The organism is Streptomyces sp. NPDC024632 (assembly GCF_055559175.1).
The window spans coordinates 116,546-143,131 of sequence record NZ_JBVHLD010000026.1; the positions used below are offsets into that span (position 1 = coordinate 116,546).

Annotated in this window: 23 protein-coding genes; 13 read left to right on the plus strand and 10 right to left on the minus strand. The window is 71.8% G+C overall.

Annotation, left to right across the window (positions count from 1 at the left end; all coding sequences use genetic code 11):
* Positions 1-65 precede the first annotated feature (65 nt).
* The 4 genes from ACZ37P_RS36620 to ACZ37P_RS36635 all read right to left on the minus strand — a co-directional run bounded on the left by ACZ37P_RS36620 (position 66) and on the right by ACZ37P_RS36635 (position 4,626).
* Positions 66-1,187 carry an acyl-CoA dehydrogenase family protein gene (locus ACZ37P_RS36620; protein ID WP_467350774.1) on the minus strand — a complete coding sequence of 374 codons (1,122 nt, stop codon included), beginning with the start codon at positions 1,185-1,187 and terminating at the stop codon, positions 66-68.
* Positions 1,187-2,209, minus strand: a complete 1,023-nt coding sequence (locus tag ACZ37P_RS36625) for a DUF2889 domain-containing protein (RefSeq protein WP_467350776.1) — start codon at positions 2,207-2,209, stop codon at positions 1,187-1,189. Before ACZ37P_RS36625 ends, ACZ37P_RS36620 begins: the two co-directional genes overlap by 1 nt.
* Before the next feature lie 130 nt (positions 2,210-2,339).
* A complete protein-coding gene (locus tag ACZ37P_RS36630; protein WP_467350778.1) occupies positions 2,340-3,377 on the minus strand; it encodes an LLM class F420-dependent oxidoreductase in 1,038 nt (345 codons plus the stop codon).
* A gap of 37 nt (positions 3,378-3,414) precedes the next feature.
* A complete protein-coding gene (locus tag ACZ37P_RS36635) occupies positions 3,415-4,626 on the minus strand; it encodes an MFS transporter (protein WP_467350780.1) in 1,212 nt (403 codons plus the stop codon).
* A gap of 192 nt (positions 4,627-4,818) precedes the next feature.
* Here ACZ37P_RS36635 and ACZ37P_RS36640 point away from each other — a divergent pair, with 192 nt between their 5' ends.
* Together ACZ37P_RS36640 and ACZ37P_RS36645 are read left to right on the plus strand one after the other, a co-directional pair.
* Positions 4,819-5,958, plus strand: a complete 1,140-nt coding sequence (locus ACZ37P_RS36640) for an MBL fold metallo-hydrolase (RefSeq protein WP_467350782.1) — start codon at positions 4,819-4,821, stop codon at positions 5,956-5,958.
* 282 nt (positions 5,959-6,240) lie between these two features.
* Positions 6,241-6,483, plus strand: a complete 243-nt coding sequence (locus ACZ37P_RS36645) for a VOC family protein (protein ID WP_467350815.1) — start codon at positions 6,241-6,243, stop codon at positions 6,481-6,483.
* 105 nt (positions 6,484-6,588) lie between these two features.
* Here ACZ37P_RS36645 and ACZ37P_RS36650 read toward each other — a convergent pair whose 3' ends face one another.
* The 5 genes from ACZ37P_RS36650 to ACZ37P_RS36670 form a co-directional block, all read right to left on the minus strand.
* Positions 6,589-7,638, minus strand: a complete 1,050-nt coding sequence (locus ACZ37P_RS36650; RefSeq protein ID WP_467350784.1) for an enoyl-CoA hydratase/isomerase family protein — start codon at positions 7,636-7,638, stop codon at positions 6,589-6,591.
* A gap of 15 nt (positions 7,639-7,653) precedes the next feature.
* Positions 7,654-8,220 carry a DoxX family protein gene (locus ACZ37P_RS36655; RefSeq protein WP_467350785.1) on the minus strand — a complete coding sequence of 189 codons (567 nt, stop codon included), beginning with the start codon at positions 8,218-8,220 and terminating at the stop codon, positions 7,654-7,656.
* A gap of 98 nt (positions 8,221-8,318) precedes the next feature.
* Entirely contained in the window at positions 8,319-9,470 is a 1,152-nt protein-coding gene (locus tag ACZ37P_RS36660; RefSeq protein WP_467350787.1) for an amidohydrolase family protein, read from the minus strand.
* A 171-nt stretch (positions 9,471-9,641) separates the two neighbouring features.
* Positions 9,642-11,090 carry an amidohydrolase family protein gene (locus tag ACZ37P_RS36665; RefSeq protein ID WP_467350789.1) on the minus strand — a complete coding sequence of 483 codons (1,449 nt, stop codon included), beginning with the start codon at positions 11,088-11,090 and terminating at the stop codon, positions 9,642-9,644.
* Entirely contained in the window at positions 11,087-12,475 is a 1,389-nt protein-coding gene (locus ACZ37P_RS36670) for a CoA transferase (RefSeq protein ID WP_467350791.1), read from the minus strand. Before ACZ37P_RS36670 ends, ACZ37P_RS36665 begins: the two co-directional genes overlap by 4 nt.
* A 210-nt stretch (positions 12,476-12,685) precedes the next feature.
* On the opposite strand from ACZ37P_RS36670, the gene ACZ37P_RS36675 reads away from it, so the two are divergent.
* From ACZ37P_RS36675 to ACZ37P_RS36695, 5 genes are all read left to right on the plus strand, one after another.
* Positions 12,686-13,102: a Zn-ribbon domain-containing OB-fold protein gene (locus tag ACZ37P_RS36675; protein ID WP_467350793.1), complete on the plus strand. Its 417-nt coding sequence runs from the start codon at positions 12,686-12,688 to the stop codon at positions 13,100-13,102.
* Positions 13,099-14,253 carry a thiolase family protein gene (locus ACZ37P_RS36680; RefSeq protein WP_467350795.1) on the plus strand — a complete coding sequence of 385 codons (1,155 nt, stop codon included), beginning with the start codon at positions 13,099-13,101 and terminating at the stop codon, positions 14,251-14,253. The genes ACZ37P_RS36675 and ACZ37P_RS36680 overlap by 4 nt, the downstream gene beginning before the upstream one ends.
* Positions 14,254-14,353: 100 nt before the next feature.
* Complete coding sequence (locus ACZ37P_RS36685) at positions 14,354-15,259, plus strand: SDR family oxidoreductase (RefSeq protein WP_467350796.1); 906 nt, start codon at positions 14,354-14,356, stop codon at positions 15,257-15,259.
* A 58-nt stretch (positions 15,260-15,317) separates the two neighbouring features.
* The gene (locus tag ACZ37P_RS36690) at positions 15,318-16,508 is read left to right on the plus strand and encodes a CaiB/BaiF CoA transferase family protein (protein ID WP_467350798.1); all 1,191 of its coding nucleotides are present in this window, start codon (positions 15,318-15,320) and stop codon (positions 16,506-16,508) included.
* Positions 16,509-16,708: 200 nt separating this feature from the next.
* Positions 16,709-17,437, plus strand: a complete 729-nt coding sequence (locus ACZ37P_RS36695) for a TetR family transcriptional regulator (protein WP_467350800.1) — start codon at positions 16,709-16,711, stop codon at positions 17,435-17,437.
* 13 nt (positions 17,438-17,450) lie between these two features.
* Here the strand turns inward: ACZ37P_RS36695 and ACZ37P_RS36700 are convergent, their stop codons facing one another.
* Positions 17,451-19,637: an acyl-CoA dehydrogenase gene (locus ACZ37P_RS36700; RefSeq protein WP_467350801.1), complete on the minus strand. Its 2,187-nt coding sequence runs from the start codon at positions 19,635-19,637 to the stop codon at positions 17,451-17,453.
* Between the two features lie 349 nt (positions 19,638-19,986).
* On the opposite strand from ACZ37P_RS36700, the gene ACZ37P_RS36705 reads away from it, so the two are divergent.
* From ACZ37P_RS36705 to ACZ37P_RS36730, 6 genes are all read left to right on the plus strand, one after another.
* On the plus strand, positions 19,987-21,261 hold the full coding sequence (locus tag ACZ37P_RS36705; RefSeq protein ID WP_467350803.1) for an ABC transporter substrate-binding protein: 1,275 nt from the start codon (positions 19,987-19,989) through the stop codon (positions 21,259-21,261).
* 74 nt (positions 21,262-21,335) lie between these two features.
* On the plus strand, positions 21,336-23,342 hold the full coding sequence (locus ACZ37P_RS36710) for an ABC transporter permease (RefSeq protein WP_467350805.1): 2,007 nt from the start codon (positions 21,336-21,338) through the stop codon (positions 23,340-23,342).
* Positions 23,342-24,157, plus strand: a complete 816-nt coding sequence (locus tag ACZ37P_RS36715) for an ABC transporter ATP-binding protein (protein WP_467350807.1) — start codon at positions 23,342-23,344, stop codon at positions 24,155-24,157. The genes ACZ37P_RS36710 and ACZ37P_RS36715 overlap by 1 nt, the downstream gene beginning before the upstream one ends.
* The gene (locus ACZ37P_RS36720; protein ID WP_467350809.1) at positions 24,154-24,873 is read left to right on the plus strand and encodes an ABC transporter ATP-binding protein; all 720 of its coding nucleotides are present in this window, start codon (positions 24,154-24,156) and stop codon (positions 24,871-24,873) included. The genes ACZ37P_RS36715 and ACZ37P_RS36720 overlap by 4 nt, the downstream gene beginning before the upstream one ends.
* A 314-nt stretch (positions 24,874-25,187) precedes the next feature.
* Positions 25,188-25,925 (plus strand): enoyl-CoA hydratase/isomerase family protein, encoded by a 738-nt coding sequence (locus tag ACZ37P_RS36725; protein ID WP_467350811.1) that lies wholly within the window; start codon positions 25,188-25,190, stop codon positions 25,923-25,925.
* An 89-nt stretch (positions 25,926-26,014) separates the two neighbouring features.
* Entirely contained in the window at positions 26,015-26,437 is a 423-nt protein-coding gene (locus tag ACZ37P_RS36730) for an ArsR/SmtB family transcription factor (protein WP_467350813.1), read from the plus strand.
* Positions 26,438-26,586 lie beyond the last annotated feature (149 nt).

A 26,586-nucleotide genomic window follows, 5' to 3' on the forward strand; every position in this document is an offset into this window, starting at 1 on the left:
ACGCACGGATACCGGGCACGGCTCAGGACACGGGTTCGGGTGCGGGCTCAGGCACGGGCTCGCGCTCAGTTACGCGGCAGGCCGAGGACGCGTTCGGCCAGGATGTTGCGGACGATCTGCGAGGTACCGGCGGCGATGGTCGCCGACCGGGACGTGAGGTACTCGATCCCGGCGTCGACGCCGTCCTCGGCGGCGGCGCTGTCGGGACCGCCGATCTCGAACCGGAGGGCCGCCAGCCGTTGGAGCGCCTCGCTCCACGCCAGCTTGATGACCGACTGTTCGGGGCCGGGGTCCTGGCCGGCCTCCAGGCGGGACATCATCTGGCGGCTGAGCATCGCCAGCACGCGGGCCTCGGCGTAGAGCCCGGCCAAGCGGTCGACCAGGGCGGGCGGCAGGGTCGCGGCCCTGCCCTCCTTCACCGTCTCGGCGATCAGCTCGCGCACCTGCCGCTCGAACCGGGCGGTGAAGATGGCGACACCGGACCGCTCGTGGCCCAGGGTCGTCCTGGTGACCCGCCATCCGGCGTCCAGCGGCCCGAGCAGGGCGGTAACGGGCACGCGGACGTCGGTGAAGAAGACCTCGGCGAATTCGGCCTCCCCGTTGATCTGCCGGATCGGCCGTACCTCGATCCCCGGGGTGTCCATGGCGACCAGGAGCGCGGAGATGCCCTGGTGCTTCGGCGCGGCCGGGTCGGTGCGGACCAGCAGTTCCATGTGGGTGGCGTGCATGCCGTTGGACGTCCAGACCTTCTGCCCGTTGACGACGAAGTCGTCCCCGTCGCGTTCGGCGCGCGTGCGCAGTCCCGCCAGGTCGGAGCCCGCGCCGGGCTCGCTGAAGCCCTGGCACCACACGTCGTCCGTGGTCAGGATGCGCGGCAGGTGCTTCTTCTGCTCCGCCGTCCCCCAGACCGCGATGGTGGGTCCCACGTTCTTCAGGCCCAGCATCCCGGGGAGCACGGGAAGGCCGCGTTCCGCGGTCGCCTCCTCGATGGCCAGCACCTCCGCGACCCCGGCGCCCCGGCCGCCGTGCTCCTGACTCCAGGCGGGCGCCGCCCACCGACCGGCGGCCATGGTGCGCTGCCAGTCGCAGCGGGCCTCCCACGTGTCGGTGCGGCCCGACCACCGCTCCCGGAATCGGGGCGCCTCGGTCTCCAGGAAGGAGTCGAGTTCTCGCAGAAGTTGCTCCATCAGTTCTCACCTCGTGGCAGGCGGTCGGCGAGCGGCTTCACGAATCGCAGGAAGCGCAGGACGTCGGTCAGGTGGGTGCAGCCCCGGGTGCCGGCGAGCCGGTCCTTGACCGAGGCGTCGATGTCGAGCAGGGATGTGTGCAGCAGCGCCCCCGCGTTGGCCGCGGCCAGCGGACACTCAGGAAAGGGCAGGGCGCGCGGCCGTACGTCGATCGAACGCAGCGTCAGCTCACCGACGGTGGCTTCGGCGCGTACCTCGTACTCGTGCAGCGATCCCTCGCGGCCCGCGGCGTCCGTGTGGCTGTCCCTGAAGTAGGCGTAGATGTCGTAGCGGTGGCCGCGTCGGGTGACCTCCAGGACGCGCCGCCTGCGCAGGGAGCTGGGCGGCGACGCCGTCTCCCGGTGGAAGTCGGCGGGGGCGTCCAGCAGTGAGCGCAGGCCGGGGGCCGCCGGGGCCGGGCCGAGCAGCTTCGCGCCGGACCGGGCGACACGGTCCGCGGTCCCGCCGGACGCCCATCCCCGGCAGACGTCCAGGGTGCCGGCGGGCGGCGGTCCCGGCCTGAGGTCGGTCTCGATCATGCGGCCGTACCCGGCGATCAGCCTGACGGTCGGCAGGTCGTCGAGCAGCGCGGCGTGCAGGGAGTCCGGGGCGAGGTCGCCGGGGGCCAGGGCACGGAGCCGGGCGCGGAATCCGCTCGTGGCCCGGTGACCCACGAGGGCGTCGGCGACAGCGTGCGCGGCGGCCGGTGGCAGATCGGAGGTCAGGCTCCGTACGGCCGAGGAGGTGTCCAGGACGGCGCGTACCCGGGCGGTCGCGGTGGCGGTCAGGGCGCCCGCCGCGTCGACGGCGGCGTCCCGCGCGGAGCCCGTCACCTCCAGGTCGCCGTCCCATCCGGTCGGCGGCACGATCCGCAGGTCCGTGGTGCGCCGCACCGACGAGGGGCGGCGGGCCGGCAGCCGTACGGCCACGTCGCGGACGGTGGACGCGGGCGGCGTCCGAGAGGCGTTCGAGGTCGGTTCCACCGTTGTTCCACCACCGTCCAGGGCCGGTCCCGCGCGCCCTCTCGATCCTTATGGACAGAGATACCGAATTGCTTTCGGTATGCTACATGGGAAGCCTGACGTCGACAACGGTCCGCCGGTCGGTCGACGTTCACATCAGCCGGCGCAGGATCTCGACGGTCTCCACCGGCCCCGCGCCGCCCACGACGTTGACGTCCAGCGTCGTCACCCCGGCCTCGGCGAAGGCCGCGAGGCGCTCGGCGACCCACCCCCGCGGGCCGACGAGGTTGCCGAGTGTCAGCCACTCGGTCGGCACCGCGGCGGCGGCCCGCGCGCGCTCGCCCGCCAGGAAGGAGCGCTGAACGCGCTCCGCCTCCTGTTCCCAACCCATGCGGCGGGCCAGGGTGTTGTAGAAGTTCGAGGTTCTTGAACCCATGCCGCCGACGTAGAGCGCGATGTGCGCGCGGGCCGGGCGGAGCAGTTCCTCGGCGTCCAGCTTCTCGCCGATCGCGACGTCCACCGAGGCGACCACGTCGAGCGGTCCGAGTCCCGCGGCGCGCCGCCGTGTGCCCGCGCGCAGCGCCTCGCCGAACGCGCGGTCGGCGCGTTCCGGCACGAAGAAGAACGGCAGCCAGCCATCGGCCGCCTCGGCCGCGCCCGCCACCGACCGATCACCGAGGGCCGCCCAGTACACCGGGATGTCCGGCCGGTCGGGGCGGTTGACGAGCTTGAGCGGCTTGCCCTGTCCCGTCCCCCGGTCCGGAGGCAACGGGACCGTCACACTGCTCCCCCGGTACGTCAGCGGCTCGCGTCGCCACACCGTCCGGCAGACCTCGATGGTCTCGCGGATCCTGGCCACCGGCTTGCGGTACTCGACGCCGTGGAAGCCCTCGACCACCTGCGGTCCCGAGGCGCCGAGCCCGAGGGCGAAGCGGCCGCCGCTGAGGTGGTCGCAGCCCGCGGCGGTCATCGCGAGCAGCGCGGGGCTGCGGCTGAAGACGTTGAGGATCGCGGTTCCCAGCCTGACCCGGGTGGTGTGCGCGGCGAGGAATCCGATCGCCGACACCGCGTCGAAGCTGTAGCCCTCCTGCACCCACAGGGCGTCGATGCCCGCGGCCTCCAGGTCGCGGATCTCCGGGAGCCGGGCGACGACGTCCTGGGTGTAGTCGAGCGTGACGGACAGGTCCATGAGTGCTCACTCCTCGATCGCCGGGTGTCCGGCACTCTCACGCGCCGGTCCGGGAGGTGGTCCCGGGGGGCGTGCGCCGCCCCCGGCGGGCCGGCCGGGGCAGGACGAACAAGCGCAGGAACAGCAGGGCGAGCAGCGAGCAGACGGCGCAGGCCGCGAAGGCGCTGCGGTTGCCGCCGACGGCGACGACACCGCCGACGAGGAGACCGCCGAGTCCGGTGGAGATGTCGAAGAACATCGTGAAGGTCGAAACCGCCTTGGGCCGCTCCTCCTCCGGCACACGGTTCACGGTCAGCGCGAGCAGTCCCGGGTACTGGAGGGCGATGCCGACGCCGACCGGGATCACGCTGAGATAGATCCCGACGACCGAGGGGGTCGCGGCGATTCCGGCCATGCCCAGGGTGATCAGCCCGGTGGAGATCCAGCCGGTCCTGGCCGGGCCCATGGTGTCGGGCACCCGGCCGCCGACGACGCGCACCAGCAGGACGACGGCCGCGTACAGCAGGAAGATCCACTGGCTGCCCGCGGCCCCGAGGTCGGCGACGAACAGCGGCAGGAAGGCACTCATGGCGACCGAACCCACCGTCCCCAGCGAGAGGACGGCGCCGGGCCAGAGGGCGGCCTTGTGCAGGAGGCGTCTGCGCGCGACGGCGGACGGGCCCGGCACGCGGGTGTTCGGGACGAACAGGATCGGGACCGCCCCGGCCAGCGCGACCAGCCCGGCGATGGCGAACGTCGCCCGGAAGCCCAGGTGTTCATGGAGCGGCTGGCCGAGCACCGGGCCGAGTCCGATGCCGAGGTAGGGGGCCACCGAGAAGTAGCTGATGGCCTCGCCGCGGCGCTCGGGGGGCGCCTCGGCGGTCACCTTGGTGATGGCGGAGACGAGGAGTGTCGCCTGCGCGGCGCCGGTCACCAGGCGCAGACCGCACAGTTGCGCGTTGTCGCCCGCGATGCCGTAGCAGGCGAAGGCCGCGGCGCCGATCAGTCCCGCGATCAGGACCAGACGCGGGGAGCCCCACGTGGCGGTGCGCGAGGCCACCCAGGGCCGGATGAGGACGGACGACAGGGCGACGATGCCGATCACGACGCCCACGACCAGGTCCGAGCCGTGCAGGCGGTCCCGGACGAAGAGGGGAAGGATCGGGATGGTCATCCCGAAGGCGAAGAAGAAGCACATGGCCGCCGCGAGCAGCCCCACGAAGCCGGGTGTGAGCATGCGGTCGGACGGTGCCTGTCGCGTCGTGGTCATCTCCCCCGCCCGGGTCGCAGGTGCGGTCATGGCGCGTCACCGAACGGCGCGCCATACCGTAAGCGTTACGGTATTATGCTCGCCAGATGGTGACAGCCACCTGGAGCGAAGTCAACGGACCGCCGGGATGCCCGCTTCGGGGCCTTCCCCGCGTTCCGCCACGCCCGCACCGCCGTCCGCGAGGAGCCGCGTATGACACCGTCCGCCGGTCCGCCCGAGATCGTCGTCACCGGGAAGTTGCAGCATCAGGCGTGGCAGGACCGGGTGCTGCCACCGGTCGAACAGGTCGGCCGCGGTCTGTGGTCGGTGCCCACGCCGTTCCCCGACAACCCGCTGCGCTATGTCCTGTCCTATGTCTACGAGATCCGCGGCGGCGTGGCGGTCGTCGACACCGGCTGGCCGACCGAACTGGGCTGGGACGGGCTGGTGTCCGGGCTCCGGCGGACGGGCTGGGACGTGAAGGACGTGCGGGCGATCCTCATCACCCATGGCCACGCCGACCACTTCGGGCTGGCCCGCAGGCTCCGCGAGGCGTCCGGCGCGTGGATCGGCATGCACGAGGCCGACGCCCGGTTGACCGGTACGTACGCGGACCCGGGCAGCTATCGCAGGGCCAACTCCGCCTGGCTGCTGCGCCGCGGCGGCGGGCCCGACGACGAGCCGCACCTCACCGGGCCGACGCCGCGCGACGACCTGCTGCCGGAGCGGCTGCCCGCGCCCGACGTGCTGATCGAGGACCGGTCGCGCCCCATCGACGGTCTCGATCTGACGGCAGTGTGGACGCCCGGCCACACCCCCGGCCATCTCTGCTTCCACGACGGCGACCGGGACCTGCTGCTGACGGGGGATCACGTACTGCCGCGGATCACGCCGAACATCAGCCCGTCGCCCTCGGTGCACAGCGACACGCTCGGCGAGTACCTGGACTCGCTCGAACTCCTCACCGCTTTCGACGTCCAGGAGGTGCTGCCGGCGCACGAGTACCGCTTCGCCGGTCTCCACGAACGCGTGCGACAGCTCCGGCTCCACCACGAGGCACGCCTGCGCGAGGTGCTGCGCGCGCTCGACGTGGAGGCGGGGGCCAGTACGGTCGCGGTCGCGCAGCGGCTGACCTGGAGCCGCCCGTGGTCGCAGACGCTCGGCATCATCCGCCGCTCGGCGATCGGCGAGGCGTACGCCCATCTGCTCCATCTCCAGCACCGGGGGCTGGTCGTCAACCGGGGCGCGGACGTCGACGCGTGGTACGCGCTGCGGCCCCTCGGCGACGAGGACGGCGCAGACGGCTGGGACGGCGGGGGACGACCGGGACGTCTCGGGGAGCGCCGCCGATGACTGAACTCGCCGTCGCACCCGGCTACTTCCACCGGCTCGCCATCGCCTGCGACGCGGACGCGCACCTGGACGGCTGACTCGGGAACGTCCTGGGCGCCCGCCCGACGACCCACGCGACGGCGGCGCCCTGCCCGGGATCCCGCGGCCGTTGGTGGACGTCGCCGCCGTCGGCTGGCTGACGGTGACGGTACGCGACGCGCGCGAGGCCGCCGATCACCTCGCGTCCCTGATCGCGGCGGTCCCGCGGGCGACCCGGACCAGGAGACCACCGTCGATCTGCGCATAGGTGACGTCGTCATCCGCCTGGTCGCACCGCGGGACCCGCGCAGCCGCTACGCCGCCGCGCTCGACGCCCACGGCGAGCGGCTGCACTCGATATGCCTGACGGTCGACGACCTCGACGCCACCCTGCCGACGCTGGAGCGGGAGAATCTGGGGGTCCTGGACCGCGAGGGCCGTCGTGCCTGGACCGACCCGGCGAGCACGCACGGGCTGCGGCTGGAGTGGGCCCAGCGAAAGCGGTAGCGGCAACGGCCGCGCGGCGTGGGTAGTCAACCTCACGCCGCCTGCGGCGCCGACGCCCACGACGCCTCGACTCACGATGCCGGAGGGCTGGGCCGCAGGCGATCGTCAGCCCGCTGTCACCTCGTCCACCAGACCCCAGGCGAGCGCGGTCCACGCGTCGAGCGGCGATCCCGACAGGGCGAGCCACGCGGTGCGCCAGCGGCCCGCGCGCCGGGACAGCCCGACCGTGCCGCCCGCGCCCGGAATGAGGCCCATCGCGATCTCGGGCAGCCGGACGACCGTGTCGGGGGCTGCCGTCACGCGTCCGGCGAAAGAGGGCAGTTCGATGCCCGCGCCGACGCAGTGGCCGTGCAGGTGGACCTGCGTCCGGGCGGACAGCCGGGCGAGCAGCGCGGCGGCGGACTGGCCCGTTCTCACCAGGTGCGCGCGGGCCGGGTCGGGGGCGGTGCCGAATTCGGCGAGGTCTCCCCCGCTGCTGAACACCGGCCCGCTGCCGCGCAGTTCGACCCGCAGCGCGGGGTCGGCGACCGCGACGCCGAGCGCCGCCACCAGGGCGTCCCTGGTCGCGGCGGAGTACGCGTTGCGTCGGCCCGGATGATTGAGCGTGATCAACAGGCGGTCACCGGCGCGCTCGACCGTCACGCAGTCCCGCGGCGGTACGGGCGCGCCGCGCGGCCCGCGACCGTCGAGCCAGGCGGCGAACTCCGGACCGCCGAGCAGCGTGGAGTACGCGAAGGACTCCAGCGCGAGCGCGTCGTGGACCGGGAGCCCGGCGCCCGCCCGAAGGACCTGGCGCAGGACGGCGGTCGAGGCCGGACAACGGTCGACAGCCGCCGCGAGCAGCGCGAGATCGCCCTCCACGTCCGAAGAGCCGACCACCCTGCGGTCGGCAACCGGGCCGTCCAGTGGCGCGAGTGTCAAGGTGAGGGCGTCGAGCAAGGCGGCCGGTACCTCGGCCGGCCGCCGGGTCACGCCCACGACCACACCCGCCGCCCGGGCGATCCGGTCGGCCGCCACGGCCGCCGCCCGCTCCGTCGTCCCCGCCGGGGCGTCGAGGTCCACGGCCGTCAGCGGATGCCGTATGTCACCGGTGTCCTCCAGACCGACGGCCCCGGTCTCTTCGAGAAGGTCGTCGGCGATCTGTCGGACCGTCACCCACACGACTTCTCCTCAGAGTTCGGCCGTGGACGGCTCGGCGGCCTCGGCCGCACGCTCCTGCACCGACGGCTGCTTCGCCGACGCCTCGTCGGCCCGCGGGCGCCAGCTCGTGGCGAGCAGCAGCGCCGTACCGCCCAGGCCGCCGCCCACGGCGACCGCCAGGCCGAGGCCGCCGCGAAGGACGAGGTCCATGGCGTGGTCCAGGGAGATCCTTCCGGGACCGGTCAGCGCGACGGCCGCCGCGACGACGGCGATCATCAGGACGTACTCGTATCCGTCGCGGAAGACGAAGAAGCCGTTCCGGCGGTGGGCGACGACCCCGGCGACCGTCATCGTGCCGACCGCGGCGGCGCAGGCCAGCGGGGTGAACAGGCCGAGGATCAGGCCGCATCCGGCCGCCGTCTCCGCGGCCACGCTGGACCAGGCGTGCACGCGCCCCGGCCGCAGACCGAGGCCCTCGAACCAGCCCGCCGTGCCCTGGATCCGGCCGCCGCCGAGCAGGTGGTTCCAGGCGTGCGCCAGCATCGTCGCCCCGAGCACCAGGCGGATGAGCAGCAGCCCGAAGTCGATGGCTGTCATGGTGCCTTCTCCCTGCGGCGCCTCATGGCGTCGCTGACGATGTTCCGGGCCGCCCCGCCGGCCGATGCGGCACGGCGGGGACGCCCGGGGTCGTTCGGTCAGGCTCCGGCGGGCGTGGCGCGCGGGAAGTTGTAGAGCTTGCGCGCGTTCCACTCCACCATCTTGTGCGCCTCCTCGTCGGGGACCTCGGCCAGCGCGTCCTCCAACACCTTGCGGGTGTGCGGCCATTGACTGTCGGAGTGCGGGTAGTCGCTCTCGAACATGATGTTGTCGACGCCGATGAGGTGACGGCCGTGGATGCCCGCGTGGTCGGAGATGAAGCAGCCGAACAGGTGGTCGCGGAAGAGTTCCGACGGGCGCACCTCGCGGTTGACCTGGTTGTACCAGCGGTGTCGCTCCCAGACGTAGTCGATCCGTTCGATCATGTACGGCATCCAGCCGATGCCGCCCTCGGACAGCGCGACCTTCAGGTCGGGGAACTTGTGGAACACCGGTGACAGCAGCAACTCGGCCGTCGCGCTCATCGAGTTCAGACCGAACAGTGAGATGGCGACGGTGAAGTTGGTCGTCGCCGCCTCGGGCGACGACTGCGGCGAGCCGCCGGAGCCGAAGTGCAGCGAGAGCGGGATGCCGGCCTCGGAGGCCGCGGCCAGCACCGGGTCCCAGTGGTCGCTGTGCCAGGACGGCAGCCCCAGCCGGTCGGGCAGTTCGGGGAAGGTGATGGACCTGGCGCCCTTGGCCGCTGTCCGCCCGATCTCCGCGACCGTCGCCTCGACGTCCCAGTACGGCGTCATCATGAGCGGGATCTGCCGCTCGGGCGCACCGGCGCACCACTCGTCGAGAATGAAGTCGTTGTACGCCCTGACGCACTCGGTGGCCAGGGCCATGTCCTTGGACTTCGCGAAGACGCTGCCCGCGAAGCCGCCCATGTTCGGAAAACAGAGCTGGGCCCAGACACCTTCGGTGTCCATGTCCTTGATCCGTTCCCGGAGGTCGTGACAGCCGGGCAGCATGTCGTCGTAGCTCCGCGGATCCATGCCGTAGTCCTTGGGGCTCTTGCCCGCCACGGCGTTGAGCGCGAAGTTGCCCGCGACCTGCCCCTCGTAGATCCAGACGTCGTTGCCGTCCGGGAGTTTGCTGATGCGGGGCGCGACGTCCGCGTACTTGGCCGGGAGCCGGTCGAGCCAGACCCGGGGGTGCTCTATGACGTGGTCGTCGACCGAGATGATCTGTGCGTCCTTGGGAAGCATTTGGGCTCCTCCGAAAGATCGATCCTGCGAGCGGCAGCGCATATAGGAAGCCCTGCGGTAGTGCTTACCGTAGGTACTACCGAGGCAATTGTCATCAGGCCGCAACAAGATTCTTTCCGCGCCGAAACGGCCCGTCGCGTCCAACGGCCGTCGCCACGCGGTCCCTGACGGTCAGCGTGTCCACACCGGCACACCGCCGACGAAGGTGGCCGTGACCAGGTCGGCGGTCAGTTCCCGGCGCGCGGACGCCCATGGCGCGCCGAGCAGGCAGAGGTCCGCGCGGTCGCCGACCGCGGGCGCGCCGCCGGTCGCCGACCCGGGGCGGTCCAGCGGCGAGGTGAACAGTCCAAGGGCGGTCTCGGGGTCCACCGCCTCGCCCGCGCCGAAGGGCGATCCGGCCTCCGTACGGCGCTGGACCGCGGCCCGGATCGCCGCCCAGGGGTCGAGCGGTCCGTACGGCGCGTCGCTGCCCGCGGCCAACGGCACCCCCGCGTCGAGCCAGCCGCGCAGCCGGTACAGCCACGGCAGGTCGGCGGGGTCCACCGTCCGCGCGTAACGGTCGCCGTGGGCGGCGACGAAGCCGGGCTGGGTCACGACCGCGGCCCCCGCTCCGGCGACCGCGGCCACGGCGGGCGGCGGCGCGACAGAGCCGTGCTCGATCCGGTGCCCGCGGCCCCCCGCGGCCGCCAGTGCGGCCACCGCCAGCAGCAGCGCTTCGAGCGTCACGGCGTGCACCGCGGCCGCCCGGGGCCCCGCCGAGCGGATCTCGGCGGCCAGATCGTCCAGCGCGGGCAGGTCGTGCTCCTTCAGCACGATCTTGCGGGGGCCCACGGTGACGAGGCCGGGCGCCGGTCCGTCGTCCGCGCCGAGCGCTTCCCCGATGGCGTCCAGCCCTCGTCCGCCCAGGACTTGGCAGCGCTGGAGCAGCGCTCCGGTGCGGGAGGCACCGCGCAGTGCGGCCAGTTCGGCCGGACCGTTGTGGACACCCGCGTCACTGATCCCGGTGACGCCGTATCCGGCGAGGCGGCGGCTGAGTCCCGACACATCGGGGAACCCGGTGCCGGGGACCGCGCGGAGCAGGTCGTCGGCGTCGAGCAGCACGCCGTCGGGGGGCGCGATGTCCAGCAGCCGCATCGCCGTGGAGTTCAGGATCCACGCGTGTCCGCTGCGGTGCTGGACGCGGACGGCCCGGTCCGCGAGGTCGCCCAGCATCCGGTCGAGCGCCGCCGCGGTGAGCACACCGGTGACGTCCTCGTCGTAGCCGACCGCCCTGACCCAGCCGCCGGGGGCCACGGCCGCGGCGGCCGACCGCAGCGCGTGCCGCGAAGCGGCCCTGTCACGTACGGCGTCCCGTCCCAGCGACAGGGCGTCGGCCGCCGCGGCGGTCGCGAACAGATGCAGGTGGTGGTCGTTGAGCCCGCGCAACAGGGCGCCGCCGCGCCCGTCGACCACGGTGGCGCCGACCCGGTCGGCCCGCGCGAGACAGCCGGTCTCACGGACGGCCGTGATGCGGCCCGCTTCCGCCACCACGCTCCGGCCGGGCCGCCCGCCCACCTCGACGTGGTCGATCACCAGCCGGGAGGCCGCCGAGTCGCCGCTGGTCGCGGCGGCGCCGCTCACAGTTCGGCCGCCAGGCGCGCGGTGTCCGCACCCGGGGCGGCGGCGTGGCCGACCGTGGGGCGCGTCCGCGGTGGGCGCACGGGACCGCGGACTACGGGCGACGGGCCGTCCAGGGTCGCTGCGAGATGGGCGGCGACCTGGAAGAGGCTGATGTCGATGTGGGCCGCCACGCCCGAGGCCAGGCTGGCCAGTGCGGCGACCGCGGCGTGCAGGCCGGTGAGCGGGTCGGCGACGGCGTCCGCGCAGAATTCGGGTGCTTCGCGGGAGCCGCTACGGACTCCGGCGGCGACCGCCGCCTCGTCGCCGAAGGCCACCCAGTCGCGCCGCGGGCCGGTCCAGCCGTAGCCGGTGACGGTCAGCCAGGTCTGGTCGCGGCGGGGGGTCCAGCCGAGCTGTTCCAGCGCGCGGGGCCTGGCGGAGGTGATCACGACGCAGGCCCGTTCCAGGAGCGCGGCCAGCAGCGGCTCGCCCGGTGCGCAGACGACGCTCGCCTTGCCCGCGTTGAGCAGGTCGTAGAAGGCGGCGGGACCGCTGCGCGCCCCGTCGGGCCGCCATGGGGTCTCGACCTTGACGACCCGCGCCCCGGCCCGCAGGAGCAGGCTCGCGGCGAGCGGGCCCGCCCAGAGGGCGGACAGGTCGACGACGAGCGGGGTGGGGGTGTCCGGCAGCCGCCCGGCCTCGGTGATCGTCCAGGGGGCACCCAGCCGCGCGGTCATCCGCTCCGGGTCGAGCACCTCGGCGGCGGACAGGCCGAGGAGTTGGGCGCGTTGGACCAGGGCCCGCGTGGGCTCGGAGGCCGCCCACGCGGCGATGTCGTTCCACCCGCCGGCTCCGTCCCTGCCGATGAGGGCCGGAATCAGCTCCCGGTCCTCGTCCCGCCGCAGGCCGAGCGCCGCCCAGCCGTCGGCGCACCGCAGCATGCGCGTACTGCCACCGGCCGATGCCCCGCGCCGAGCGCGCAGGCCCGCCGCGGCGGCCCGTTCCCCCAGCAGCGCCGCCCCGTCCAGCCGTAGCCGGTGGCCGCGCGCCGCAGCCAGCGCGGTGAGAGCCGCGGCGGCGCCGTCGGCCGCCGTGACCACGTCGACCGACGACACCAATGAAGCGGGGGGCCGCTCGGCGCCGGCCAGCCCGAGCAGTCCGGAAGCCGCCCAGCGCGCGGCGACGGAGGGCTCGGAGCGTCCTTCCTGGGCGGCTTCCCGGAGACCGCCCTCGCGGTCTCCCCGGTGACCGGCCACATGGATGCCGCCGGTCCCGGCGGCCGGCCGCGGTTGCGGCGAGCCGCTTGAGCCCGCCGCACACGCGCCGAGGAGCCGCAGCAGATGCGCCGCCCAGTCGGCGGCCCTGCTCCGGTCGGCGACGGTGAAGCACCGGCCTTGCAGCAGCATGGCGCCGATCCTACGTCCGGGACGCCGCCGACGGGGAGAGTCAGGAACCCGCGTTCTTCCCTGCTCACGACCTATAGACTTTTTTACCGTAAGCAGTACCGTGTTGACGTCGATAACGCCTTCACGGGCCCCGGGCGCCGCAGGATCGCGACGCCTGTCACCGCCGCGGTCGCGTGCGGAGCCACGGCCCGATCCCGAGCGGAGTCACTCATGGGCAAACCCGTCCCGATCCCCGATCAGTTCAGCGCCTTCCATTGGGAGGGCGCCGCACGCGGCGAACTGCTCATCCAGCGCTGCGACCGCTGCCACCGGTTCCAGTACCCGCCGACGGCAGTCTGCGAGGGCTGCCAGGCCCGCGACTTGACGCCGACCAGGGTCAGCGGGCGCGGGTCCCTCTACGCCAGGACGATCCTGCGGCAGGCGTTCCACCCGGACTTCACCGACGCGATCCCCTACACGATCGCGCTGGTCGACCTGGACGACGCGCCCGGCGTACGGCTGCTGACCAACATCGTCGACAGCGACCCGGACGACCTGCGCCCCGGCCAGCCGCTCGAAGTCACCTTCGAACGGCGCGGCGACGGCGCGATCCCGCAATTCCGGCCGATCCGAGGAGAACAGGCGTGAGCGCCGTACGCACGGAACGCACCGCGACCGTGGTGGGGATCGGCTACTCCACCGTGCACCGCGCGCTCGGCGTGGACACCCGGCCGCTGGCCGTGGACGCGTGTCTGACGGCGCTGGACGACGCGGGACTCGCCACCTCCCAGGTCGACGCGATCTTCGAGTACCCCGGCGTCGGCACGCAGAACGCGACGTCGATGCAGCGCCTGCTGGGCATCGAGGATCTCAAGGCGTACGCCGACATCGGCGGCACCGGCCCTTCCGGTCTCGCGGCGGCCCTCGGCGCGGTCGCGGCCGTCGAGTCCGGCGTCTGCGAGACGGCGCTGGTCTACCGGTCGGTGGACCGCGAGTGGGGCCAGCAGTCCGGGACGGTCGTGGCGCCCCCGGCCAGCGGTCCCGCCCAATTCCAGACGCCCTACGGCGACTTCGGCGGGATCATTCCCGCCATCGGCATGAAGAAGTACCGCAGGCTTGCGGAGTACGGCGGCAGCGAGGAGGACTACGGCTGGATCGCCGTCAACGCCCGCAAGTGGGCGGCGATGAACGAGCGGGCGGTGCTCAGGACGTCGCTGACGATGGAGGACTACCTCTCCTCCCGCTTCGTCGCGGAGCCGCTGCGGCTGTACGACTGCGACTACCCGGTGACCGGGGTGTGCGCCACGGTCATCACCACCGCGGAGCGCGCGCGTGACCTGTCGGGCGTCCCGGTGACCGTCGACGCGGTGGCCTTCGGTACCGGTTCACGCCCGGACTGGACCTTCACCGACGACTTCGTCTTCGGCGGCACCATCGGCTGCGCCCGGCACCTGTGGGAGAACTCGTCGGTGACGGCCGCCGATGTCGACGTGGCCGAGCTGTACGACGGGTTCACTCACATCACCATGTCCTGGATCGAGGCCCTGGGCTTCTGCGGGATCGGCGAGTTCGGCGCGTGGGTCGACTCGGGCAAGCGGATCGGGCCCGGCGGCGACCTGCCGCTGAACACCAACGGCGGGCAGCTCGCCGCGGGCCGTCTGCACGGCCTGGCCTTCCTCAACGAAGCGGTCGAGCAGTTGCGCGGCGACGCGGGCGACCGGCAGGTTCCCGACGCCTCGGTCGCCGTGGTCGCCAACGCCCACGGTCCGCAGTGCGGCGCGATGGTCCTCACGCGCTGACGGCGGCCCGTACGCGCCACACGGCGGACGCGGTCCGCGCGGCGCGATGTCACCCACGCGGTGCGAGGGCACTGCGCCGAACGGAGGGATCACGATCACCATGGACGCGCTCAAGGGACGAGTGGCCGTCATCACGGGGGCCGGCCGCGGCATCGGCCGCGAGGAGGCGCTGCTGATGGCGGCCGAGGGCGCCCGCGTCGTCGTCAACGACCTCGGCGGGGCGGGTGACGGACAGGGAGCCGACAACGGTCCGGCCCAGCAGGTCGTCGACGAGATCACGGCGGCGGGCGGCCAGGCGGTGGCCAGCACCGACGACGTCGCCGAGGCGGAGGGTGCCCAACGGCTCGTCGAGACGGCGGTCGACGCCTTCGGCGGGCTGGACATCCTGGTCAACAACGCGGGAATCCTGCGTGACCGGATGCTGGTCAACATGTCGGAGGAGGACTGGGACACGGTCATGCGCGTCCATCTGCGCGGCCACTTCCTCAGCAGCCGGGCCGCGGCCCGCTATTGGCGCGCCGAGTCCAAGGCCGGCAGACAGCGCGCCGCGTCGCTGGTCAACACCTCGTCCACGTCAGGTCTGTTCGGCAACGCGGGACAGGCGAACTACGGCGCCGCCAAGAGCGGCATCGCCAGTTTCACCACCATCGCCCAGGCCGAGTTGGAGCGGTACGGCGTACGGTGCAACGCCGTGGCGCCCGCCGCCCGCACCCGGCTGACGATGACGGTCCCCGGCGCGCGGGAACGGTACGAGGAGCGGGCCGCTGAGGACGCCTTCGACGCGGACGACCCCGCCAACATCGCGCCCTTCGTCGCCTATCTGGCCACCGCCGACTGCCCGTTGGCGGGCCGCACCTTCTTCGTGCACGGCGGCTCGGTCCACCTCTTCCAGCCGTGGGCGATCGTCGACTCCGTCAGCACCGATCACCGCTGGTCGGTGGAGGAGTTGCGCAAGGAGGCCGCGCGCCTGGCCGACGTCGAGTTCACCCTCAACATCCCGTACTGACCGCCGCGTTCAGCCTGCGGCTCCCCGATCGGAGACCCGTGTGAAGCCACTCGCCGGAATGCGTGTCCTGGACCTGACCATGTGGGCGTTCTGCCCGTCCGCGGGCGCGATCCTGGCGGGCTGGGGGGCCGATGTCATCCACATCGAGAACCCCTCCTCGCCCGACCCGATGCGCCTGTTCTCCGGAGGTTCACTCGAACCGGGCGGTGCCCACTGGATGTTCAAGCACTACAACCGCGGCAAGCGCGCCATCGCGCTGAATCTCGCCGACCCGGAGGGCCGCGCCATACTGCTGCGGCTGGCGGAGGACGCGGACGTCTTCCTGACCAGCTTCCTGCCCGCCACCCGGCGCAAGCTCGGCTTCGACGTCGACCAGATCCGGGCCGTCAACCCCCGCGTCATCTACGCCAAGGGCACCGGCAACGGCCCGCTGGGCCCGGAGTCCGGCCGCGGCGGGTACGACGGCGCCACGTGGTGGGGCCGCGGCTCGCTGGCGGCCACGACGATGGGCGTGGCGGGCGTGGACCGGCCCACCGGCATGGTGGGGCACGGCGACGGGATGTCGGGCCTGGTGCTCGCGGGCGGTATCTCGACCGCGCTGCTGCAACGCGAGCGCACCGGCGTGGCCACCGTGGTGGACTCCTCGCTCCTGGGTTCGGCGCTCTGGTTCAACGGCCCCGCGATCATCAGCAGCAAATTCCCGCCCGCCGAGCAGTTCTTCAGCTCACGGCCCGAGCGGGCGGACATTCACTGGGCGAGCAACACCTACGCGACCTCGGACGGCCGTTTCCTGTCCCTGTCGCTGCTGGGCGACCGTCAGGTCGAGTGGACCGACTTCTGCGCGCACACCGGCAGGCCCGATCTCGCCGATGATCCGCGCTTCGCGACCTCGGCCGAACGGGCACGCAACAGCGCGGAACTCGTCGCCGTCCTCGACGGGGTCTTCGCGGGCCGGACCTTCCAGGAGTGGAACGCGGTCCTGCTCACCCTGCGCGGGGTGTGGGCACCGGTGCAGACGCCCCGCGAAATGCACGACGACCCGCAAGTGGTGGCGAACGGGCTCATCGCGGAGGTCGACTACCCGGGTGGCGGCCTCGCGCTGGTGACTCCGCCGGTGATGTTCGACGAGGTCGCCGACCGGCCGGAACGAGCGCCGGAATTCGGTGAACACACCGCTGACGTGCTGGCCGCAGCGGGTTACGACGACGCCGCAATCGCGCGCTACCGCGCCGACGGTGTGATCGCCTGAATCGGTGTAACGGAAAAACGCGCGGGGATTCCCGCCGGAGGCCGGACACGGCTTTCCGGCGGGCGTCCGATATCGGAGGTCGCGACCGGGCATGAGAGGGCTGCGAGGGGCCCGAAGCCGTCGCGTCCGCGCACGCCCGGGAGTGCCGTCTGCGGTAGCATCGATAGCCATACCGTAACGGCCGCAGAACGGAGCCATGCATGGCTACCCAGACGAATCGCCCCGCAGCTCAGCGCCGCAGGCGAGCTCGTGGGTCCATCACCTCGGAGGAAATCCTCAAAGGGGCTTTCGCGCTGTGCGAGGCCGACGGCGTGGACGCGCTGAGCATGCCGAGGCTCGCGCAGCACCTCAGCGTCGGCGTGACCAGTATCTACTGGTACTTCAAGAGCAAAGAAGACCTTATGGACGCCCTCACCGAGGAGGCCTTCACGAGGTTCTACGCGCAGATGTCACCGCTCGAAGGCCGTTCGTGGGACAACGTCCTGCGTACATTCTTCTCGAATTTCCGCTCGATCCTGCGCCGGGACCATGTCCTGTGCGACCTCACCATCATGCGCGGGACGAACTACTCGGACGACACCATCACGCTGACCTGGTCGCGTATTGAAGAGATCCTCGAAGTACTGGTCAAGGCCGGTTTCAGTGAGGAATCCGCGACGTACGCCTACTTCACCCTGTCGATCTACACCCGTGGCTCCCTCATGGTGGAGCGAAGAATGGGATCGCAGGACGAGGCGGGCACACCGCATCCGCGGGCCCATCTGGCCAGCTTGATGCCGGTGGTGTCACGGGAGGTCGAGCGGCACTCGTGGTACATGGTGAGCGACGACGACTTCGCCTTCGGCCTCGAGAACAACATCCGGGGGCTGCGCAGCCTGCTGGCCGCGGACCGCAAGGCCGCCAAGTCCGCCGCACGCGAGGGGACCTGACGGCCGCGGACCGTCAGCGGACGAGCGGGTCACGGGGCAGACCGAGAATCCGTTCGGCGATCACATTGCGGGTGATCTCCGAGGTACCGCCGGCGATGGTCAGGCAGCGGTTGAACAGATAGTCGAAGGCCAGGTCGTCCCGCTGCCCGGCGGGACCGGTCAGGGCCGCGGGACCGGCGATCTCCAGGGCGAGTTCGGTCACCCGCTGCGCGTGCTCCGCGGACAGCAGCTTCGTCACGTTCCCTTCGGGCCCCGGCCCCGAGTCGGCGACCGCGCGGACCACCTGCCGGAGGTTGACCAGCCGCATGGCGTGCTCCTCGGCGATCATCCGGGCGACGCGGCGGCGCGGCTCGGTGTCACCGGGCGGCGCGTACCGCTCGGCGAGCGCGACCAGGGCATAGGCGGACAGTCGCTCCCCCGATCCGCCGCCGATGGTCACCCGCTCGTTCCCGAGCGTCGTACGGGCCACCTTCCAGCCGCCGTTGACCTCGCCGACCACGTCGGCGTCCGGGACGAAGACCTCGTCGAAGAACACCTCGTTGAACAGGGCCTCGCCGGTGATCTCGCGCAGCGGCCTGACCTCGACGCCCGGCGCGTGGATGTCGACGACCATGGCGGTGATGCCCTTGTGCTTGGGCGCCGCCGGGTCGGTGCGTACGGTCGCGAGGCCCCGGTCGCTGTACTGGGCACCGCTCGTCCAGACCTTCTGCCCGGTGACCCGCCATCCGCCGTCCACCTTGACGGCTCTGGTCTGTACGGAGGCGGCGTCGGAGCCCGCGTTCGGCTCGCTGAAGAGCTGACACCAGGTCAGTTCCCCGGCCAGGCCGCTCGGGATCCAGCGCGCCACCTGTTCCGGTGTGGCGGTCTGCAGAAGGGTGAGCAGCACCCAGCCGCCGATGCCCAGGACCGGTGCGTCGACCTCGGCCAGTTCGTCGTCGATGACCAACTGCTCGACCGGACCCGCGCCCCGGCCGTACGGGCGCGGCCAGTGCGGCACCAGATAGCCGGATTCGGCGAGCAGCCGCCGCCGGTCGGCGGGCGGCGTCGCGCGGTAGCGGGCCAGGAACTCCCCGGCTTCACGCCGGTAGCGCGCCGCCTCGTCCGGCAGGTCGATGTCGTAGCGCGGGCGCGCCCCGGCGCGGCTGGCCTCGTACAGGTCGTCGTCCGCGTTGCCCAGGGAGCGGACGAGGTGGTGCAGGGCGACCGCGCGCCGCAGGTACAGATGCGCGTCGTGCTCCCAGGTGAAGCCGATGCCGCCGAGGATCTGCACGGCCGTCTGCGCGTTTTCCTGGTAGGCGCGAAGGGCCAGTCCTGCGGCAGCGGCCGCGGCTGCGCCGTCCGCCGTCGCACCGTCGGAGGACCGCGCGGCGTCCCAGCTCACGGCCGTGGCGAGTTCGCAGCGGACGAGCATGTTCGCCAGGTGGTGCTTGACCGCCTGGAAGCCGCCGATCGTACGGCCGAACTGCTCGCGCACCTTCGCGTAGTCCAGGGCGGTGTCCAGGCACGCGCGGGCGCCGCCCGCGGCCTCGGCCGCCGCCAGGGCGCGCAGGGTCGCCAACCCGGCCGGAGCGGCGTGGGCCAGGATGTTGTCAGCCGTCTCGACCGCTCCGTTCAGCGAGAGGGTGGCCAGGCCGAGCGACGGGTCGAGGCCGCCGACCGGTTCGAGGCGGACCGCGGGGTCGTCGGCGTCCACCAGGACGATGTCGTCGCCGACACGCAGCATGAGCAGATGCGCCCAGCGGCCCGCGAGCACCACGGCGGGAGGCTCGCCCGTACCGGATTCGCCGCTGTCGGCGTCGGCGTCGGTCCCCCGGACCGGACCCGGCGTCAGGCAGAGTCCGACGATCAGTGAGCCGTCGACGATGTCCGCGAGATAGCGGTCCTGCTGGGCCGCCGTTCCGTGCGCGGACAAGATCGCCGCGGCGGCGGCGGAAGCCAGGAAGGGGCCGGGCGACATCGCGTGGCCGAGCTCGTCGGCGACGACGGCCAACTCCGGCAGGCCGTAACCCGATCCGCCATGGGCGTCGGGGATGTGGAGTCCGAGCCAGCCCAGATCGGCGAGCTTCTTCCAGGAGCCGGGCAGGACGGCCGGCGGTTGGTGGAGCGCGGCGCGGGAGGCCGCCCGCAGATCCTGCGCGGCGGCGAAGGAGCGCACCACCTCGGCCAGGGCGCGGTGATCGTCGGTGATGGCCAGTGCCATGTGTCCTCCTGGCTGGTGCCCTGGTGCGGTCCGGCGGGGGCCGCCACTCTGGATGGCTATACCGTAATGGTTACCGTTCACCCGTCAATACTTTCCGCCGAACCCCCCGGTCGCATGCGTCACCCCCGTTGACCGGGCCCGTGAACGGACCGTGAAACACGGATGAAATGAGCCGTTGACAGGTGTGATCCAGCCCACTACATTGCCGATACCGTTCCCATTACGGTACTGGTTTCGGCAGTGTTGGCGGCGCTCTCCCCCACACCATTTCCCCTCTGAATGGCAGCCGGCCGGTATCTGCGCAGCACTCTCCCAGCAGTCTCCTGACCCATTCGTGGAGGAGAGTTCCATGCCCTCACCCTCGTTCCGCTCCCCGACCCGTACCCCTCGTCTCAGACGTGCCCTGGTCGTCGCGACGGCCTTCGCGTCGATGGCACCCGCGCTGGCGGCATGCGGCACCAGCGCGGTCTCCTCGTCCGCCTCGTCCAGTGGGTGCTCGGCGCCCGGCGTCACGGCGAAGCAGATCAAACTCGCCGTCGTCGCCCCGGAGACCGGGCCCGCCGCGCCGACCTTCGGCGGCTTCCTGGAAGCGGCCAAGGCCCGCTTCCAGGCACAGAACGACCAGGGCGGCGTCAACGGCCGCAAGATCACCGTACTGACCGACGACGACCAGGGCGACGGCGCCCAGCAGGTGATCGCGGCCCGCAACGCCGTCCAGTCCCAGAAGGTCTTCGGCCTGCTGTCGGCGTCGCGCGTCGACACGATGTACGACTACCTCAAGCAGCAGAACGTGCCGGTCACCGGCTACCCCGGGCAGCCCGCGTACGCGACCGACAACAACGCGTTCGGCTTCGGCGGCGCGTCCAGCACCGGCTATGTCTCCACTGCCCAGGCGGAGCGGATGAAGGCGGCGGGCGCGACCAACGTCGCGAATCTGTCGCACAATTCGGCCGGCGCCATCAACAGCGCCAAGGGCTTCGACGCGGCTGCCGCCCGGGCCGACCTGAAGGTCGGCGTCCGGCAGTGGGACATCCCGCTCGGCGCCTTCGACGCCACCGCCGTCGCCATCAAGATGAAGCAGGCCGGCGTGGACGGCCTGTCCGCCCAGCTCCTCACCGACTCGGGCGTGTCCGTCCTGAAGGCCCTCAAGGCCCAGGGCGTCAAGCTCAAGGCGGTCCTGGTGGCGGGCGTCTACGACCCGCAGGTGTCCAGCCAGATCGCCGACCTCCTCCAGGGGTCGATCGCCAGCCCGGTCGGCACCAAACCCACCGAGCTGCACAGCGCGGACACCGAGAAATACGTCGCCACGATGGCGAAGTACGCGCCCAAGACCCCGCCGAACATCGGCTTCGCCTCGGCCGGTTACGTCTCCGCGGACCTGTTCATCCGCGGTCTGAAGGAGGCGGGGGCCTGCCTGTCGCGGAGCACCTTCATCGACAACCTCCGCAAGGTGAACGACTACGACGGCGCGGGCCTGCTGGTGCGGCCCGCGAACTTCACGCCCGCCGAACTCCCCACCGGGACGCCGTACTCCGCGTGCTCCTGGTACGCGATCTTCAAGGGCACACAGTGGGTGCCCGACGCCAAGGCCACCTGCGGTGACCTGCTCAAGTTCGGCGGCTGACACACGACGGCCGCGTCCGGACCGGACATCGATCCCCCAGAAGACCACGGAAGGTTGCTGTGTTCAGTTATCTCGTGGCCGGACTTGTCACAGGCGCGATCTACGCGATCTCGTCCCTGGGCCTGGTCCTGACCTATAACGCCTCACGTGTGTTCAACTTCGCCCAGGGCGGCATGGCCTTCTTCATCGCCTACTGCTTCTACTGGCTGCGCACCGAACAGGGCATGCCGACCGTGCTGGCCCTGGCCGTCTCCCTGCTCGTCATCGCCCCCCTGCTGGGCCTGTTCCTGTGGGCCGTCCTGCTGGGACGGCTCAGCTCGGCCACCCCGATGGTGCGGATGGCCGCCACCATCGGGCTGTCGGTCGCCCTCGCGTCGGGGACGACCCTGATCTTCGGCAACAAGCAGGTGTTCCAGCCGAAGGGCATCGCCGGTACGGCGGAACGCGTGTTCAGCGTCGGCGGAGTCGCCATCAGCAACGAGCAGTTGACCATCCTGGGAGTCGCGGCGTTCCTGTCCCTGGTGGCCTTCGTGGTGCTCAAGCGGACGACGGCGGGTCTCATCACCCGCGGCACCGTGGACTCGCCGCTGATGACCTCGCTGACCGGGACCAACTCCCACCTGGTCGTGGCGGGCACCTGGATGGTCGGCGTGGCCGTCGCGGGCCTGGCCGGAATCATGATCACCCCTCAGGTCGGCCTCAACGCGGGCGGCTTCTCCACCTCGGTCGCCGCCTCATTCGCCGGTGTGGTGATCGGCCGCCTCACCAACTTGTGGTGGGCGTTCTTCGGCTCACTGTTCGTCGGTGTGGCCCAGTCCGTCGTGATCCCGTGGCTGCCCGACAAGGGCTTCCTCGCCACGTCGCTGCGCCCCAGCCTCCCCTTCGTCATCATGGTGCTGGCCATCGTCGTCCAGGCGGCCGTGCACCGGGGGGTCGACGACGCCACGCAGACCGGCGAGGCCGCCTCCCTGGTGAGCAGGGCGGACCGGAACCAGGCGCGGGTGCTGGCCCTGCTGCGCTCGCAGGCGGGCCGCTGGGACCGCTGGGTCGGCTACGCGCTGCTGGTCGTCGTGCTCGTCGCGGTCCCGAACGTGTTCAGCGACTACTGGCTCGGCGTCGTCACCCTCGGCATGTGTTACGCCGTGGCGCTGCTGTCCTTCCGGCTGGTCAGCGGCGAAGCGGGCATCATCGGGATCTGCCAGATCACCTTCGCGGGCATCGGCGCCGTCGCCACGGCTCAGCTCGCCACCGTGCACGGCTGGCCCATGGTCCCCTCCATGCTGGTCGGCGCCCTGATCGCGCTGGCGTGCGGCGCGCTCGTCGGCGCCGTCGCCCTTCCCCTCGGGCAGCTCTACGCGGCGATCGTCACCTTCGCCTTCGCGCTCCTGGCCGACCAGGTCATCTTCACCCGCGAGACGTTCTCGCAGTTCGATTCGGGCGTGACGATGGGACGGCCGGTGCTCTTCGGCCGGCTCTTCGACTCCAATCTGGCCTTCTTCCAGTTCGCGGTGGTCGTCTTCTTCCTGGTCGTCCTCGGTCTGTGGCAACTGCGGCGCTCAGGATTCGGGCTGAAATTCGCCACCATCAGGGCCAGCAGAAACCGCGCCTCGACGCTCGGTCTGCCCATCTACCGCTCGCGGCTGACCCTGTTCGCGCTGGGTGCGGGGGTCGCGGGTCTCGGCGGGTCGCTGCTCGGCAGCTTCCAGCTCGTCGCCTTTCCCGGCGCGTACAGCGCCACGCTCGGGCTGACGTGGTTCGCCCTGGCCATGGCGCAGGGCTCGTGGAGCATGGGCGGCGCGGCGGCGGCCGGGCTGTCGCTGTCGGTCGCCCCGGCGCTGTTCACCACGTATCTGCCGACGCGCCTCGGCGACCTGCCGCCGGTCCTGTTCGGGCTGATGGCGATCCTCGTGGTCGCCAACCCGATCGGTGTCAATCCGCAGCTCCGCTCGGGATTCCGGGCCCTGGCGATCAGATACTCGCCCGCGCCGCTGCCGGTCGTCGCCGCGCACGCCTCCGTACCGCCGACCGGGCCCGTACGCGGCGAACAGCCCACGTCCACAGAACCGGAAGGGGTGCAGTGATGACGACGGCACCTGACACAACCTCCCCCGCGCCCGGCACGGCCGACGAGGACATCGCGCTGTCGCTGCGCGATATCACCGTCCGCTTCGGCGGTGTCCGCGCCCTGGACCGGGTGACGATCGACGTGCCCAGAGGCCAGGTCTCGGGCCTGATCGGCCCGAACGGAGCGGGCAAGACGACGCTGCTCGGGGTCGCGTCAGGACTCCAGCGGACCGACGCCGGCCGGATCCACGTCGACGGGCAGGACCTGACCGGCGCGGCGCCGCAGCGCTTCGCGCGAGCCCGGCTGTCGCGGACCTTCCAGCAGCCGCAGCTGGTGCCGGAACTGGACGTGCGCCAGCACGTCCTGCTCGGGCTGCGGTCCGCGCACCGCACGGGCGCCGACCGGAACAGCAGCGACCGCCGCAGCCACGCGGAGGAGCTGGCGGTGGCGGACCTGCTGCTGGGAGAGCTGGGCCTGGCCGAGGTCGGCCGCCGCGGACCGATGGAACTGCCGCTGGGACTGCGGCGGCTGGTCGAGGTGGCGCAGTGCATCGCGACCGATCCGCGGATCCTGCTGCTGGACGAGCCCTCCGCGGGCCTGAACCGGACCGAGACGCAGGCGTTCGCCGCGATCGTCTCACGGCTGGCGACCGACCGCGGGATCGCGGTGCTGCTCGTCGAACACGACATGGACCTGGTCCTGGAGATCAGCGAGCGGCTGTTCGTCCTGGACTTCGGCGAACTGATCGCCTCGGGAGACACCGGGACCGTCACCCGGGACCGGCGGGTGCGGGAAGCGTATCTGGGCGTGCTGAAGGAGGAGACGTCATGACCGGACGATTCGTGTCGGTCCAGGACCTGACCATCACCTACGGCGGCGCGGTCGCCGTGGACGGCGTCTCCTTCGCCCTGGACGAGGGCGAGTGCCTGGCGGTCCTCGGACCCAACGGCGCGGGCAAGAGCAGCATCGCCAAGGTGTTCGCGGGGCTGATCAGACCGGCGGCGGGCTCGGTCGTGGTCGGCGGTGAGGATCTGGTCAACCGGCCGCCGCACCGGATCGCCCGTGACCGCGTGGCCTATCTCCCCGAGGGCCGGGGGATCTTCCCCGGCCTCACCGTCGCGGAGAACGTGGCGCTCGGGCTGCGCCTGCTGCCGCGGGCCGAACGGGCGGGAGCGCAGGAGGAGTTGTACGCGCTCTTCCCCATCCTCGGCAAGCGCAGGAGGCAGCAGGCCGCCACGATGTCCGGGGGCGAGCAGCAGATGCTGGCCGTGGCACGGGCGCTGATGACCAAGCCGCGGCTGCTGGTCGCCGACGAGGTCAGCCTCGGGCTGGCCCCGCTGGTCATCGACGCCATCTACGAGGCGTGGACCGCGGTCCGCTCGACGGGTCTGACGATGGTCATCGTCGAGCAGTACGTCGAGAAGGCGCTGGACTTCGCCGATCACGCGCTGGTGCTGCGTCGCGGGCGCGTCCTGTGGTCCGGGGCCGCGGCCGGGGCGGCGGAGCACATCGCCCACGACTACCTCGGCAACAATTCGGCGGCCTGATCCGAGCCGCCGTCGCACCGGCACCCTCGCGGCCCCGGCCCCGCACACCGCCTCAACCGCGGTCGCGGGTCCGGGGCCGCGCCGCGTTCCGGACACCGGTGGGGCCTGTTTGGCGGCAGCGGCGGCGTGGGGTGCCCGTCGACTGGTAAAGAGGACACGTTGTTGTCGCCGACCAGCGCAAACAGTTCGATACTTAGAGTATGTCAGTATGTTCATGGGTATAGTCGCGCTACGAGCGCCCGACGATCGGAGACCGGATGGAGCGGACGCGCAAGGAGGTTCTGCTCGAAGAACCTTCCTTTGGAGTTCGCCTGGTGACGCTCAATCTGCCGGACGTGCGCAACGCCATGACCGAGGAGATGACCGAGACGTGGCGTGAGGTCATGGCGGAGATCCACGGGGACAAGTCGGTGCGCGCCGTCGTCCTCACCGGTACGGGCAGCTCCTTTTGTTCCGGTGCCGATCTGTCCTTCCTGGACCAGGGCAGCGCGCACCACAACACCCCGGACCGGCTCCGCGACAAGATGGTGCCGTTCTACGACGCCTGGCTGATGGTGCGCCGCTTGCCGGTACCGGTCGTCGCGGCCGTCAACGGACCCGCGATCGGGGCCGGCCTGTGTCTGACGCTCGCCTGCGATCTGCGCTACGGAAGCCAGGACGCGATCTTCAGCGCGCCCTTCATCTCGCTCGGCACACACGGCGGGATGGGCGTGAACTATCTGCTGCCCGAGGTGATCGGCATCGCCCGCGCCCGCGAGATGCTGTACACGAGCCGGACGGTGGACGCCGAGGAGGCGCTGCACTGGGGCCTGGTCAGCGATGTCGTGGACGACGTCCTGGCGCACAGCCTGGAGGTGGCCGACCGGATCGCGCAGGCGGCCCCGATCGCGACCCGGCTCACCAAGGCCGGCCTCGAGCAGTCCGTGCACGGCCTGGAGGCGTCCTTGCGGTGGGAGGCGCTCGCCCAGCCGGTGACGATGGCCACCGACGACCTGCACGAGGGCATCCAGGCCCGCCGCCAGCGCCGGGCGCCGCACTTCGAGGGACGTTAACCCATGGGAAACCTCCGTCCCACGACGTTCCTCTAGGCTCGGAGTATATTGATGGTTGTGAGACTACTGTCGGCCTCGAAGGGAACACGATGAGGCAGATCGCGAATCCGAGCGTGACGGTGTCGGATGTCATGAAGGCGCTGAGCGACCCGATCCGGTGGGACATCATCCGCCAGATGGCCGAGGTCGAAGAGCTGCCGTGCGCGGTGCTGGAGTCCACGCTGCCCATCTCCAAGCCGACCATCTCCTACCACACGAAGATCCTCGGCCAGGCCGGGCTGATCGAGACGCGCAAGGAGGGCCGCAACTACTTCTACACGCTCAACCGTGAGGTGGTACGTGGCCTGATGGACGAACTGTGGGCGCTGGCACCGGAACCGCGGCCGGTGAAGCAGGGGCGGGTGGACCACCGCGCGCCCGCACGCCGCCGCCAGAGCAGGCACGAGGCGCCCGCGCAGTCCGCGCAGGAGGCCGCCGCTCCGCAGAACGAACTGGTGCTGCTCACCTGGTGAGGAATTCCACCGGCCGCTGAGGCGCGGCCACCCCCGTACGACGGCAGGGGGGGGGCGCAGGAGGCTGGGTGGGGGGTTGTCTTGTTTTTTTTCTTCTTTTCTTCCCCCCCTCGGAGCAGGCACCCCTTCGCTTCTCTTCCCCCCCAAAG

What these genes read in the sequence shown, in the direction of transcription:
- ACZ37P_RS36620 (WP_467350774.1), bottom strand. Translation starts at nt 1,187, where the DNA reads ATGGAGCAACTTCTGCGAGAACTCGACTCCTTCCTGGAGACCGAGGCG.
- ACZ37P_RS36630 (WP_467350778.1), bottom strand. Translation starts at nt 3,377, where the DNA reads ATGGACCTGTCCGTCACGCTCGACTACACCCAGGACGTCGTCGCCCGG.
- ACZ37P_RS36635 (WP_467350780.1), bottom strand. Translation starts at nt 4,626, where the DNA reads ATGACCACGACGCGACAGGCACCGTCCGACCGCATGCTCACACCCGGC.
- ACZ37P_RS36640 (WP_467350782.1), top strand. Translation starts at nt 4,819, where the DNA reads ATGACACCGTCCGCCGGTCCGCCCGAGATCGTCGTCACCGGGAAGTTG.
- ACZ37P_RS36655 (WP_467350785.1), bottom strand. Translation starts at nt 8,220, where the DNA reads ATGACAGCCATCGACTTCGGGCTGCTGCTCATCCGCCTGGTGCTCGGG.
- ACZ37P_RS36660 (WP_467350787.1), bottom strand. Translation starts at nt 9,470, where the DNA reads ATGCTTCCCAAGGACGCACAGATCATCTCGGTCGACGACCACGTCATA.
- ACZ37P_RS36670 (WP_467350791.1), bottom strand. Translation starts at nt 12,475, where the DNA reads ATGCTGCTGCAAGGCCGGTGCTTCACCGTCGCCGACCGGAGCAGGGCC.
- ACZ37P_RS36675 (WP_467350793.1), top strand. Translation starts at nt 12,686, where the DNA reads ATGGGCAAACCCGTCCCGATCCCCGATCAGTTCAGCGCCTTCCATTGG.
- ACZ37P_RS36685 (WP_467350796.1), top strand. Translation starts at nt 14,354, where the DNA reads ATGGACGCGCTCAAGGGACGAGTGGCCGTCATCACGGGGGCCGGCCGC.
- ACZ37P_RS36690 (WP_467350798.1), top strand. Translation starts at nt 15,318, where the DNA reads ATGCGTGTCCTGGACCTGACCATGTGGGCGTTCTGCCCGTCCGCGGGC.
- ACZ37P_RS36695 (WP_467350800.1), top strand. Translation starts at nt 16,709, where the DNA reads ATGGCTACCCAGACGAATCGCCCCGCAGCTCAGCGCCGCAGGCGAGCT.
- ACZ37P_RS36700 (WP_467350801.1), bottom strand. Translation starts at nt 19,637, where the DNA reads ATGGCACTGGCCATCACCGACGATCACCGCGCCCTGGCCGAGGTGGTG.
- ACZ37P_RS36705 (WP_467350803.1), top strand. Translation starts at nt 19,987, where the DNA reads ATGCCCTCACCCTCGTTCCGCTCCCCGACCCGTACCCCTCGTCTCAGA.
- ACZ37P_RS36715 (WP_467350807.1), top strand. Translation starts at nt 23,342, where the DNA reads ATGACGACGGCACCTGACACAACCTCCCCCGCGCCCGGCACGGCCGAC.
- ACZ37P_RS36720 (WP_467350809.1), top strand. Translation starts at nt 24,154, where the DNA reads ATGACCGGACGATTCGTGTCGGTCCAGGACCTGACCATCACCTACGGC.
- ACZ37P_RS36730 (WP_467350813.1), top strand. Translation starts at nt 26,015, where the DNA reads ATGAGGCAGATCGCGAATCCGAGCGTGACGGTGTCGGATGTCATGAAG.